The organism is Halobacillus rhizosphaerae, from assembly GCF_046719735.1.
Classification (GTDB): domain Bacteria; phylum Bacillota; class Bacilli; order Bacillales; family Halobacillaceae; genus Halobacillus_B; species Halobacillus_B rhizosphaerae.
In genome coordinates, this window is record NZ_JAUTWQ010000037.1 from 18,712 (window position 1) to 31,588 (window position 12,877).

A 12,877-nucleotide genomic window follows, 5' to 3' on the forward strand; every position below is an offset into this window, starting at 1 on the left:
ACAGTATCGCCAGACAACGTCTAAATGCAGAAATCGAGCCTGTTTAACTTCGACATTTTAACAGCTCCCTTTAAGATAATTTAATCTAAAAAGGCATTCAATAATCAAATTTGTTATCCACAAGATTAGTCATTGAAGTAATTAATTTTGAATACAAAAAATCAGTGCTCTGAATTGCTCAAAGCACTGATTTCAAGGGCTTTAACCCTTATATGTAGTGCCGGTGGCCGGGGTCGAACCGGCACTCCCGAAGGAACACGATTTTGAGTCCCGATAAAGTACATTTATGTAACAAAAGCAGTTATATCACAGTATGTTGAATACTTTAATTAATTTATATTACACGATTACTGATAATTATGCCTCTGCTACAAGAAATCGTCAACCACTAATGAATCTGTATATTGAACTTTGCTTGACCCATTGCTCTGTATTTTTGTATCAATTCTTTTTCAAGTCTTCTTGCAGAATTCATTTTTTCAAACTCTGCAACAATCTTATAATGTATTTTTCCAGTCGCCATTAATTCTTTATGTTCCGAGTTTCTTCTATTAGTATACCTTCTGCATCTGTACCAAATTCCACTACCTACATAAACCACTTTCCCATCCAGCCAGTGTTCGTATACGATGTAGTGATTCACTTTTCTTAACTTATCAGGATTAAGCTTATATTTCTTTATTAATTGAATAATTTTCTGAAATGTCAACCCATATACATTTGCAATATCTTGATTAGTCATTTTTTCTATTAAGTGATCAATCAGCTTTTCTTTTGTAGGTAACACATACAACACCTCCAAAGGTGTTGTATCGAAGTATCGAAAAGAGTAAAGCACTAAAGCCAAACTTTTACTTTTCTCTGAAGTAGCTCCCACTTTTTATTTTTGGAGGTTGTTTATCAAATTTTTCCGAATCCTTTTCTATATACTCTTCTATGAAAGGTGACTCCATTCTTTTTAATCCTCCCATGTGCTGAGGAAGTATAAGTCCTTTTCCAAACTCAGATAGAGTAATCCAAGGAAGTGATATTTTTTTTGTTACTCTATTTTGTGTGACATTAATCAAATGACCATCTTCCTCCATTGATTTGAATGACCCTACTTCCCTTTCAAGATCACTAATCTTAGAGGTTCCTCTATTTTTAAGGTGAATTTTTTTTATATAATCTTCTTTAATTTTTTGATTAAAGAAAACATTATTATACGCATTCAAATAGAATAATTCATTTAAAGAATCAACTTCTCGGGCTCTATTAATCGTTATAAGATCATCTTTTATGTTTGGTATATCATATACTAGTCCGTCATATAACAACAAGCATTGTGTTGAGGATATGGGAAAGAAAAGCTGAAGCCCTCTTGTAACATACCCAAACCCTCTCCCATGATATTTCCTTCCAATATAAAATGAGTTGTAACGAATCAGCGGATTATCTGAAGTAATGAAACTCCTTGATGTTTTTTGATTAATAAGAACCAGTTTTAAATCTAATACTAGGGGGATGCTTTCTAAGGCAATTCCTATATTTTGATTGGCAGCTTGCTTTATCTTTATTTTAAATTCATCTAAGTCTATGCCTTTCATATCTGGATGCTCTTTCATCATTTCTTTAGCTAAGAAATCAGCCATATTATCTGCTGAGTCAGCATTTTTTAAGTTCCTTGCTTCACTGACCAACAAAAAAGCAATCAGATGCTCGTAATATTCAAATTCCTTATCAATGTTTGGAATGCTCTCTGTCTCTATTATCCTTCTAATAATGGCTGAAGCTTTTCTTTCTATCTCTTTATCTAAGAATTCTTCAACTACTTTATCATCGCCATAGAAATTATTTTTTTGACACATATCTTTAATTGAAGCATTTTGAATGTATTTTAAATTTGTAATGTTAAATGTACTAATTGATTTATTTGTTTCTGAGAAGTTTCTAAGATAAAACTTCGGAACATAGTGTTGCCTGCTTTTTTGGCCCACAGTTCCATTCTCCCCCTTCAATATCGCTCGTATCTCTATCCAAAATTTGGATTATATCATAATTCTACCACATAAAAATCCTTATTCACTCGCTGCACCTCACAAAAATTATAAGTATGAACGTAAAAATCCCCTTGAATAATAACATTAGGGGATTTTTATAAGGGAATAAAATTGATATTTTTATTAACCCTTAAAAAGTCTATAGATTTTCAATATCATCAATTAGTCCATATGGTAGGTTCCCGGTCCCTTTTCCATCGAATACTTTTACTAAGTCTTCTGGTGGCAAAAAGTCTGGAAATCCATTATTAATTAATATTATCTGAATATTCTCATCGATTTCAGGCTTGTCCTCATTATCTGCTTCATCTTCACTAACTTGAGGATGAGTTATAGAAATAAAATATTTAATTATTGAATTAAATATTTCTTCGTCTTTAAACTCATCATTTGCATCTGCACCTAGGTTCTTTCGAGGGGAGTCAAGTATTAAAAAACCAGGATGGTTTTTATTTGGTGTTTTTAGTAAGGAAATGGAGAGAAAATAAGCCATAGTAGTCATAGTAACTGCTCCGCCACTTCCTAATTTATTATATTTAACTCCTCTAACGAAAGGTATGTAAGTGGATTCCTTAATAAACGCTTCACTTAATTTAGGGAATGAAAATTTAATTAGAATATCATTAAACAATTTAGTAAGACTCTTCATAACGTCATCTTTAGATAGGCTCTCTTTTTCCATAGACTCCATTCTTTGTTTCAAATTCTCATGCTTTTTCTCCTCCTCCAATATCTTCTGACTTATTTTAGAGAATTTGCTAATAATAACTAAGTTTTTTTCTAATTGTTCAAGATCGTTGTTAAGATTACCTATCTCATAATTTATTTGTTCTATCTGCTCAATATAAGGGCTTATATAATTATTTCTCAAATGATCTATTTCTCTTTGAAGAAATAGTAACTGTTTATTATAAGATCTTTTTTCAACCTCATAATCATTTAATAGAATTTCATTATATTCTATTTGCTCCCCAATTTTTTTTAATTTCTTTTTTAGTCGTCGTAATTCACTTTTGAAAACTTTAATCTCTTCCTCTGAAAGGTCCTCTAATTTACTTCCACATAAATTACAACCATTATTATGTTCTAACTCATTAAGACATGATGGACATACTTCAAAGTCATATTTATTTAGTACTACAGCGCCTTCTAAAATAAATTCAATTTTTTGAATTTCACTTGAATACTGGTTCCTTAAAAGCATTAATTTTTCCATGTATTTATTTTTCTCTAATATTTCACCTTCTTTAATTTCTATAAGCTCTTTATACTTACCAATTTCTTTTTCTAAGTTCATTGTTAATTCATCTTCAAATTTGCCTTCTGACTTGATTGCTTGGAGTTTATCTTTTTTTTCTTCTAGTTGTGTTTTAATGTTATTTTTTTCTACCAAGTAATCTTTTTCCTCAAGAATATCAATATCTTTTAAGAACTCATAAACTCCCTCTTTTTTCTTCTGAAGATTATTAATCAGCTCTTTTTTCTCTTTTAGCTCTTGTTTAAGTTCGCCCAACAGTTCATTATAAATATTAAATATTATCTCAAAAGTAGGTTTTCTTTTTAAACTTGAACCCCACGACTCTTCCATAAGCATATTTTCTGAATCTATATCAGATTGTTTAACATAAGAGTATTTTAAAATATCTCTAAAACTAAAGCTTTGGTTTGCAACTTTTATATTAGGAAGACCCATCTCTCTTAATAAGAAAGCAGACAATGAATTTTCATTAGAAGGAGTGTCAATTTCTAGTAATTCAAAGTCATCTTCATATTTCAATTTATTTTTGTCCCATTTATAAAGCTTTACAGGTCTGGTGAAATCAAATAAAGGTCTTACTAACTTAAATTTTGAATCTCCAATAAAAAAATCTAACTCTACGTCCTTGCAACTCTTTCTAATTTCAATATAAGACTTGTGGTCTTCACTTCCAAATACGTAATTAATCATTTCTGCAATTGACGATTTTCCAGTCGCCATTGGACCTGATATAAAGTTAAGACCTTCTTTAAATTTCACATCATAATTTTTTCTAAAACCTATGAGGGTCAATTTTTCTAAAAATATTTTTTTACTCATAAATTCTTATCATTCCTATCCTTTTTAAGAGACATTTCAATAATAGATTTTTCAATTTTCGCCTCACTAAGATTTGAAATTTCTTTTTTTATATATTCAGCAATTTTATGTAATTCAATGGAGTATGGTGTCTTAATACTTTTTAATGCCTCTATTCCTTGTTGGTTAATGCGATAACAAAAATCATTTTCTATAGTTATGCGTTCCACTAAATTTTTGCTTAATAAGAACCTGATGTATAACTGATACTCTTCAAAATTTGGCTGCCAATGAAAGTAAGAATAATATTCATTAAAATCCTCTTTGTTAAGGGAGTGGTCCTCATTGGGGAGCATTGTATTTGGAAACTTCATGTAAAAATCAAACAACATTATCTTATTAGTATTAAGCTTAAATTTCTTTTTGGATTCAAATTTTGAAATTAATATCAACACTCGGCTTGAATTTAAAATGAGGTCACTATTGACTAAATTCAACTCTTTAATCATCTTTTTGTCCCTTCTCTAAAAGATACTCTTTTAGTCTTGATAAATAATTCTTTGTCCATCCAACTTCACATTCATCAGAAAGTTGATGAAGAATCCCCTTTTTGACCAATAAAGGTATATCAAGTTCCTTTACACTAAGTGTTGTTTTATCTAAATCTTCAATTCTAGTATAAACTTGTGACAATAATTCATTACCGTCTTTTTCATCCTTATATGGTCGATATTTATTTTTCCATACACTTTTCACGTTATGAGTTAACATGGCAAATCTCTTTGTTTCTGTATCGATACCTCTGCTTTCAATAGTGCTTTTTAATATATCCGCATTGAAAAATTCTTGCTGACAATCTTCATTATCAAAAATACCTGCTAATTCTAATTTCGTTACAAACATGGCTTCCGAATAATCCATAGTTTCGTCTAGCTCGTATATTTCATCTAATACCAATTCCTCTGAAGTCTTTTTGACACTTACATTTGCTTCATCTAGTAAAGATTTAAGCTTTTGAACACTAATAGAGCCTAATGATATAGCTTTACCTTCCGAAGAAGATTGAGTTAATACTACACCAACTAGCATTTGATCAATGAAAAGAGGAGCACCAGAAAGCCCCCTAAAGTCCCCTATATTTGATTGATGATTTAAGTCTATATCCCAATCATAAGTTTGTGTCATATCAGGATTTATCCTTCTCGAAACATGACTCTTAGTCCACTGTCCAACATCCCATTTTACCGTAGGGTAACCATATGTTTCATAACTATCATCTTTTTCTGCTTTATAGTCACTAAAGCTTATGTGAACATCATAATTAACGCTTTCATCCAGTTGTAAAATACTTACTGGTAGCCCTTTCTCTTTAGTACTTTCTAGAGGCAAAGCAGTTCTGATGATAGGCTTATTATCAATATTCAAAAATTCAAGTCTAATCTCCTTCTGCTCTAAGAAATACTCTTCAATGGCATGTGTAGCTGTTACAGCTAAATCTGGAGAAATCAAAAAGCCTGTTGCCTTATCACAATCATTACCTTCTCCACAAGTTAACCTACAAACTGATTTTTCAAGGTATTTATTCGATATAGTCCCCATTCTTTTTACACCTCTATATTTTTAACACTTTGGTAAGTTCCCCATTAGGTAAACTAATAGAGTAATTGTATCTTTGTTGAATTTCTTCTTTACAAAAAAGTTCATTTTTAAAAAAATAATTAAAAATTAATTCTCTTTTTTCAAGGTTTGAAGGAATTTCTCTACTAATAATTCTCGCTATTGTTTCCTCATTTGGGTGGTTGTGTTTTTTTCCATTTGTAGAGAAAACATAATTCGGAGAATCAATTAGATCTAATAACTCGATACTTGTGTTCTTTCTACTACCATGATGAGACACTTTTATCAATTCAAAAAAAGGAATATATCCAATTTGGTCTACCAATTGTTGAATTTGTTCATCTACTAATTGAGGATGAGAATCAGCAAGAAAAAGAAGCTTTTTTCCTTTGTATTCAATAACAGTAGTTATTGAAGACCCATTTACCGGTGAGCGATCTAAGACATTTTTTTGTTTTAGTAAACAGTCGATTTCATCAATACTACTTCGACTAGAAATTTCCTCATTCTCATTAAGACATTCAATGTTTTTTTGATTCAACATATAAAATTCAAACGCATCATCGAACAATTCATCCTCAGTTAATTTGAAATCATATTTTTCTTTGCGTAATTCTTTCAGCCAATATTTGTTTAACTTTTTCAAAGAATTATTATTTGGTCCTAATAATCGTATAACCACATTTTCATTCAAATTAATCTTCTTCTTGTTTTCAATACTTATCGAATTTTCATTGAAAGATGTATTCCAGTTATATTTTCCTTCATAAATCAATGCTGCTAAAGTTGAGCCATCTTTAGCACTAATATCTTCATTTTGATTATGATCTTCATCTGTATTTTTATTTCCTATGTATCCTTGAGCAATTTTACTAGTAAGTATAGTTTTCTCTCGATAATCTAGCTCTTCTTTTGAATCTTTAAAGAATTGAAGATGTTTGTAACTATTGTGCCAGATTTCATAGATTTGAATGACGTTTGCTTCTTCTGAACTACCATTTTCTTTAAGTAATTCTATAATTCCTTCTATATGATCAGCATCAATATGAGTTACAATTACTAAATCGATTCTCTCTCCATTTTGATTCATTTGTTTTAGCCTTGGTTTTAAGTGGTTGTAATAAGTTTCTTTATAGCCTCCATCAATTAAAATGTTGACTTTATGCTCAGAGCCCATTGATACGAGGAAGCAATCTCCTTCTAAAGCAGGAAAAATCTCTATACTTATGTCTGACACAGGTAAATCCCCTTATTTTTTTACTTAATTTTACCATACAAGTCCTGGTCTACAAATAGCACAGACTAATTACATTATATAAATATTCAACTAATACGAGATTTCAGTACAAATGTTGGAATTTCAACACTAATTTGGAGTTTTGGTACCGTGAATGCAAACACCCCTCCCAATGTTATTACACTATCTAATGTGTTTTTTCTAAATTAGTAGGCGGTACTATATGTAAGAATTTTAATATGGAAAAACCTATCTAGTCTCCCTAAAAAGCCTTACTATTCTTTATAAGTGTTCTGTGGGTCATAACATTAGGATGGAAGAGAGCAGATTACTCTGCCCTCGATCTTATCAATATAAATTCAATTAACTAGTAACAGACAACTTGGTTAGAGCATCCGGATTATACACTTGTCCATCAACATCCTTGGATTAAACCTTCGATTGATAGTTCACGATTCATTTTGTTTTGAAAATATTTGTTGTTAGTATAATAGTAAGCCATGAGTATTCCCCCGATTAATAAATTTGTAAAGTAAATTACAATATATTTATATCTAGGAAGAATAATTCGTAAATGAGAACTTAGATCTTTTCCTCAAAAAATCAAGACTGCTTTAAATGTATCACTTTTTGTTAGCGTTCTATTATAAATAACAATAGTAACAAAAAGTGATACTTTAGTTAGCTTCAAGAATCCAAACAGTTTGAAGGTTAGCACCTTTTCTAACTCTCTTACTATTGATAATGAAAGGAATGTTATTTTCTTCAAAAAATGAGTTGATAGTTTTCATACCAACCTTTGTTGAACCATTTTTAGCTCGAAGTCCATACTTATTACAGATTATATTGCATAATTCTTTTTGTTGAGGTTTGAATATTTATTTATCGATATAATTGTCGATAATATCTATTTGAATAAATCTTTCTTTTTTTAACTGCTCAATATCGATGAAATGAATACCTGGAAAGTATTCATCAAAGAATGCTTCAAATCCATGGTCACTCATAAATGTGTACATATCCTCATGATACTGCAAGAAAGCTAATCCAGTTTTATGAACCTTAAGCCTTGTATATTCATTATGACTAGATGGATCTAAAACAGTAGTAAGATAAAAGGCTTTCATAGACTTATCAATTACATCTATTCCATATTCTTTAATAAACTCTGCTTCACCAAGCCTCATGAATTCTTCATAATAAAACAGTTGTTTATAAATATAACGGAGTTTTGCTGTAATTGATTTTTTAGAAATACGCTTATAATAAACGTTTACTTTTTTATCTCTTACTCTTCCGGTAGATTGAACGAAAGTATCAATATCACTAATTCCATGTATAACGATAGTATCAACAGAGTCATCTTTAATTTCAGTTGCTTCACTTAATAGTTTTGTTGTATTTAGTACGTCACAATCAAACTTTTGCTCGGCAGCTATCTGCTTGAACTCTGATGAGCCTTCTCGATTTCCAGCATGAAGCACTTTACTATCACCAATACTTATATTTGATGTTGTCTCAATAGAATTATGAAATGCTAGTACCTTATTTCCTTTGTTTACTTCCTCATGAACTATTGCTGAAACTGTTTCATCTTGTTCATATCGATATATCTCTTTAACCGAATTGTTATAGTAGTTAGCTTCTTTAAGAATTTCCAATTCATTTTCCAAGGTAAATAATATAGTCCGTTAGATGTTCCTGTCATAAATATTTTCACACCATTCTCATTGTCATTTAAAAAGTCAAAAACTAATTCAGTCTTTGTATTAAATGAACTATCACTAACAAAATAATGAGCTTCATCACAAACGATATAATCATACCTAGAAAGCTCGGGATCATTTCTTTTGACCATGTTTTGAAAAGTTTGATATGTTTTTAGATCGAACATACCACCTTTAAATTGCCTAACGCATTCCCATTTATATTCTTCCAAGTAATTCAATTGTTGGTCTAAAGTATTTCGTCGGTGAGATAAGCATAATGTCCTTTTATTATTTTCTAAAGCATAAGGAAGAAGAACATTTCTCATCCAATAATTTTTACCACTGCTCATTTCAGATGCAATAAGATAGTTATTTCCGGCATAAAGGTTTTCTACAATATCTTCAGTTATTACATCACTTACATAAATTTTTTTTTGCATAGTTCAGTACCCCCGTATTTTATATTGTGATTGTCCACAATATACTTATATCTACCTCAAGAGGTATGTAAATTGAAAATAATAATTTATATATTCTAAACGCCTGTTAGAAGTAATCATGCCGCTCTTATTACGTTTCTCCAAGTAAATTGCGCAGCTATTAGCCAAAATACATTAGGTGGATATTCTTTGTCTTAATGGATCAATATTATGGCAGACGTGAATCAAAAAGACGGCATACTAAGGCCAATTCGATGACTATAAACATTAATCGTATCAATATATCTATATGGAATTTTTATTTTTAAGGAATTGATATAATAGCATTAACTTTGTACTAAAAAAGATCGAGCATATATGCCCGATCTTAAAATTAAAAAATATGTAAAATTCATCAAGTAGGTTGGCTATACATAACTTTAGGTTGATTGAGTAAATTTTTAGGTAACTAGTGTTCTATATAATCTATTTCTTCATTATATGATTCAAAAGGTCCAAAATAATGATTAAATTCATCTTCATAACAATATGAGTGTTTTAAATTATATAGCTCAACTAGCCTGTGTGTAAATTGTAAATTTGACATAGTTGTAATTTGTTCCATAGTAAAATCTATGTTAGCTTTCCTGTGAATTACCCATTCTAAAAGTTCCTTTTCTCTTTTTGCTTTTTCTTCCCTTTGCGCTTTTCTTTGGGCTTCATCTTTTTCTTTATAAACTCTCTCCAAATCAATAGTCGTATTTATTTTTAGTGGATTTCCATTGTTTAGATCTTTTTTAAACAACCTTTTTATCATCGTTTTACCATAATACCAATTTTTATCAGTAGATTTCCTGTACTTTACTTGCTTATTGAATCGATATGTCAGTGCTAGGAAATCTCCTACGCTACTAATTTGAGTCTCGTACACAAACTCCTCCATAATAGACCAATTATAAACAGAAATTTGAATTGTAATTGATTGCGTCATAATAATCATCCTCCGAATTAGATTTCTTTACGCTACTGTTATAGTGTATTTTCGGAAAATGTAAAGCAAACTACCAAAAAAATTTCGGTTTTTATGAACAAGTGCTTTAATAATCCATGTCTAACTCCATATACTTTTCCTCTGGACTACTGTAATGCAGGTAGTATAATTCATTTAGCAACTTCCAACGCTCTTCATTATCCATAACTTGAATAATTGCCAGTACTTCTTGTGCACTTATACTTTTATTGACCATGAAAAGCCTCCTTTATTATTCTTTAAATAGAACTTAAGACATTTTTCTATCAATATGAGTATTCCTATTATATATCATCTAAAGTTGAGCGACGCTCCTGTATGGGATTCTGAGAGCTATTATATTTAATCATTTAACCAGTCATAATATAAAGCTGATTTGTCGTTCATATTCATATTACTATAAGAGACTTCTACTTCTCCTCTTTTTAATTTACTCTTATATAAGGTATTTTCTAAACACACTCTTAAGTAAGCGCCGCAATTTTCTACATCTGTTTTTGTATCTATTACTTCTTTTACTACCCTTAAGCAAACCTCTTTACTTAATCCTTTTAATCGATATTCATTTGTAAGCTTGTGTATGACCTCTTCATTGTTAACCGTTCCCTTGTTAACAAAATTACTTTTTATATTTTTATATTGTTCTTTTTTATTTTTCTTTTTAATAGCGGAGCCTTTTTGTCCAGGCTTGCTATTACCTTTTGTCATACCTAGGTTTTCCCTTTGGTCAAGGCTGGAGGGTTCCTCATGCCTTGATACATTCAGGTCTTCCCTTTTGGAAGAGCTAGCATTTACCTCAGAGACTAGCTCATTTATGATCTTATCAGTTATGTGAAAATACTTCTTAGATGGCACCCCCATCATCTTAGTATAAATGTACCCTGCTTGTTCCAATTCTTTAATTGCCCTTAACTGTTGCTTATAAGTTAATGCAGTTTCTTCTCGTAACACTTCACTCGTCAAATAGAAATACTCTTTTTCATCTCGAATAGTTATCATGTTTTTGATTCTAAAACTTTCATAGCTAGAGCAGAGCTGTCCAAATACAATTGCTCCGTTAGTTGATACTGTGTGGGCTAACTCCTTGTTGTACATCACAAAACCATTTCCACTCAGCAAAGATAATAATCTCATGGCTTCTATCTCCTCTTGACTCAGAAGATATAGACTTGCTATATTTAGATAACAGAAGTCTATCTTCTGGTATGTGTTTAGAGAGTGGAAAGGGTCCTAAACTTAGCCACTCTCTATTATTTTTATTTTAATACACGAACATAAGTTCGTACATTAAAATTTCAAACCTTTTAGGGCGCTATATTGTTTATGTTTCTTTTCAATATCTGGCCCCCAGAGGTACACATACTTTTTTGTAACAGACATATCACTATGACCTAATATAGTCATCAGGGTAAATACTTCCGCACCAGCCATGATCATTCGCTTCGCCATAGTGTGTCAGAATGTATGAGGACTTACTCTTTTACTGATTCCCGCCCTCTTTCCATAACTCGTGAACTCCGTTTGAATACTATGAGACTTCAGTTCATTATTATCACGATTTACGAATAGTCTGTTTGTTTCCTCAACATCTCCCCTTATCACGAGGTACTTTCTTAGCTGCTCTTGAGTTCTCTCAGATAAATAGACTATTCTCTGATATAGGTTTTTAGTTTTTCGTATCACGATATGGTTTGTAGACACATCCTCAACTTCAATGCCTGCTAACTCTGATAATCTTATGCCTGTATCTAAAAAAACAAGAAGAATGACTTCATTCCTGAAAGAGACAAATGTTCTATCATTTCTCATAATCGTTATTAGCTTTTCTATTTCCTGATTTTCTAAGGTTTCAATCACTTTCTGCCTGTCTCGAAGCAGTTTTATGTTTTTCATTGGATTAGTCGTAATCAATTTATTCTTTGATAAGTAATTGTAGAATACTCTCAATGCACGTAAACGGGTGTTGATTGTTGTAATACTAACTTTTGTTTTGCTTCTTACTATGAACCCCTCTATATCTTCTTGTTCAATATCAACGAGGTCCTTCTTCAGTATCTTCTTAGTAACATGAAATTCATTCTTGTAGTATTCAATTGTTGCCGGTCTCAAATTACGTAGACAACAGTCTTTAAAGAATTTTTCTAGTGCCTCATCTTCAGTAACCTTGTTTCTGATAAGATCCAATTCTTCTTCTGATAATTCATTTCGTCTCTTCACAACATACCTCCTACGCACACGATTCAACGCACACGATTTTGGGTTGTTTTTGTCGTGTAAAAACAAATAAAAAAAAGACCTCAACATTACTGTTGAAGTCTTCTCTCTGTTACATTTTTAGTACCGGTGGCCGGGGTCGAACCGGCACTCCCGAAGGAACACGATTTTGAGTCGTGCGCGTCTGCCAATTCCGCCACACCGGCATTTGATTGGAGGCGGCAACCGGAATCGAACCGGTGATAAAGGAGTTGCAGTCCTCTGCCTTACCGCTTGGCTATGCCGCCATATCAAAATCCAATACCATTATTATATCCTATTCAAACTTAGAAGAAAAATGAAAGAAATTATTGGAGCGGGAGACGGGATTCGAACCCGCGACCCCCACCTTGGCAAGGTGGTGTTCTACCACTGAACTACTCCCGCAAATGGCTGGCCCAGCTGGATTCGAACCAGCGCATGACGGTACCAAAAACCGTTGCCTTACCGCTTGGCTATGGGCCAATTGAATCAGCATAATTAAGTAAAAAAAAGGGCGACTAGAGGGAATCGAACC

At 31.6% G+C, this 12,877-nt stretch carries 12 protein-coding genes and 4 tRNA genes; all 16 read right to left on the minus strand.

Features of this window, described 5'->3' with window-relative positions:
- Positions 1-388: 388 nt before the first annotated feature.
- Positions 389-787 (minus strand): hypothetical protein, encoded by a 399-nt coding sequence (locus tag Q7A53_RS21110; protein ID WP_411791194.1) that lies wholly within the window; start codon positions 785-787, stop codon positions 389-391.
- A 64-nt stretch (positions 788-851) separates the two neighbouring features.
- Complete coding sequence (locus Q7A53_RS21115) at positions 852-1,976, minus strand: DUF4238 domain-containing protein (RefSeq protein ID WP_411791195.1); 1,125 nt, start codon at positions 1,974-1,976, stop codon at positions 852-854.
- A gap of 202 nt (positions 1,977-2,178) precedes the next feature.
- Entirely contained in the window at positions 2,179-4,116 is a 1,938-nt protein-coding gene (locus Q7A53_RS21120) for an AAA family ATPase (protein WP_411791196.1), read from the minus strand.
- The gene (locus tag Q7A53_RS21125) at positions 4,113-4,604 is read right to left on the minus strand and encodes an ABC-three component system middle component 2 (RefSeq protein WP_411791197.1); all 492 of its coding nucleotides are present in this window, start codon (positions 4,602-4,604) and stop codon (positions 4,113-4,115) included. The genes Q7A53_RS21120 and Q7A53_RS21125 overlap by 4 nt, the downstream gene beginning before the upstream one ends.
- The gene (locus tag Q7A53_RS21130) at positions 4,597-5,694 is read right to left on the minus strand and encodes an ABC-three component system protein (RefSeq protein ID WP_411791198.1); all 1,098 of its coding nucleotides are present in this window, start codon (positions 5,692-5,694) and stop codon (positions 4,597-4,599) included. Before Q7A53_RS21130 ends, Q7A53_RS21125 begins: the two co-directional genes overlap by 8 nt.
- A gap of 13 nt (positions 5,695-5,707) precedes the next feature.
- Positions 5,708-6,949 carry an AVAST type 1 anti-phage system MBL fold metallo-hydrolase Avs1a gene (gene avs1a, locus Q7A53_RS21135; protein WP_411791199.1) on the minus strand — a complete coding sequence of 414 codons (1,242 nt, stop codon included), beginning with the start codon at positions 6,947-6,949 and terminating at the stop codon, positions 5,708-5,710.
- 878 nt (positions 6,950-7,827) lie between these two features.
- On the minus strand, positions 7,828-8,610 hold the full coding sequence (locus Q7A53_RS21140; RefSeq protein WP_411791200.1) for a hypothetical protein: 783 nt from the start codon (positions 8,608-8,610) through the stop codon (positions 7,828-7,830).
- The gene (locus Q7A53_RS21145) at positions 8,523-9,098 is read right to left on the minus strand and encodes a DEAD/DEAH box helicase family protein (protein ID WP_411791201.1); all 576 of its coding nucleotides are present in this window, start codon (positions 9,096-9,098) and stop codon (positions 8,523-8,525) included. The genes Q7A53_RS21140 and Q7A53_RS21145 overlap by 88 nt, the downstream gene beginning before the upstream one ends.
- Before the next feature lie 448 nt (positions 9,099-9,546).
- Complete coding sequence (locus tag Q7A53_RS21150; RefSeq protein ID WP_411791202.1) at positions 9,547-10,068, minus strand: hypothetical protein; 522 nt, start codon at positions 10,066-10,068, stop codon at positions 9,547-9,549.
- 106 nt (positions 10,069-10,174) lie between these two features.
- Positions 10,175-10,324 carry a hypothetical protein gene (locus Q7A53_RS21155; RefSeq protein ID WP_411791203.1) on the minus strand — a complete coding sequence of 50 codons (150 nt, stop codon included), beginning with the start codon at positions 10,322-10,324 and terminating at the stop codon, positions 10,175-10,177.
- A gap of 125 nt (positions 10,325-10,449) precedes the next feature.
- Positions 10,450-11,241, minus strand: a complete 792-nt coding sequence (locus Q7A53_RS21160; RefSeq protein WP_411791204.1) for a hypothetical protein — start codon at positions 11,239-11,241, stop codon at positions 10,450-10,452.
- 321 nt (positions 11,242-11,562) lie between these two features.
- The gene (locus tag Q7A53_RS21165; protein WP_411791205.1) at positions 11,563-12,324 is read right to left on the minus strand and encodes a tyrosine-type recombinase/integrase; all 762 of its coding nucleotides are present in this window, start codon (positions 12,322-12,324) and stop codon (positions 11,563-11,565) included.
- 121 nt (positions 12,325-12,445) lie between these two features.
- A tRNA-Leu gene (locus tag Q7A53_RS21170) sits at positions 12,446-12,527 on the minus strand.
- 7 nt (positions 12,528-12,534) lie between these two features.
- A tRNA-Cys gene (locus Q7A53_RS21175) sits at positions 12,535-12,608 on the minus strand.
- A gap of 64 nt (positions 12,609-12,672) precedes the next feature.
- Positions 12,673-12,747: transfer RNA gene (locus Q7A53_RS21180), tRNA-Gly, on the minus strand.
- A gap of 3 nt (positions 12,748-12,750) precedes the next feature.
- A tRNA-Gln gene (locus Q7A53_RS21185) sits at positions 12,751-12,825 on the minus strand.
- Between the last annotated feature and the right edge of the window lie 52 nt (positions 12,826-12,877).

Excerpts from the sequence above, each read along its gene's own strand:
- Q7A53_RS21150 (WP_411791202.1), bottom strand. The coding sequence starts at position 10,068 with ATGACGCAATCAATTACAATTCAAATTTCTGTTTATAATTGGTCTATT.
- Q7A53_RS21155 (WP_411791203.1), bottom strand. The coding sequence starts at position 10,324 with ATGGTCAATAAAAGTATAAGTGCACAAGAAGTACTGGCAATTATTCAA.
- Q7A53_RS21160 (WP_411791204.1), bottom strand. The coding sequence starts at position 11,241 with ATGAGATTATTATCTTTGCTGAGTGGAAATGGTTTTGTGATGTACAAC.
- Q7A53_RS21145 (WP_411791201.1), bottom strand. The coding sequence starts at position 9,098 with ATGCAAAAAAAAATTTATGTAAGTGATGTAATAACTGAAGATATTGTA.
- Q7A53_RS21125 (WP_411791197.1), bottom strand. The coding sequence starts at position 4,604 with ATGATTAAAGAGTTGAATTTAGTCAATAGTGACCTCATTTTAAATTCA.
- Q7A53_RS21130 (WP_411791198.1), bottom strand. The coding sequence starts at position 5,694 with ATGGGGACTATATCGAATAAATACCTTGAAAAATCAGTTTGTAGGTTA.
- Q7A53_RS21120 (WP_411791196.1), bottom strand. The coding sequence starts at position 4,116 with ATGAGTAAAAAAATATTTTTAGAAAAATTGACCCTCATAGGTTTTAGA.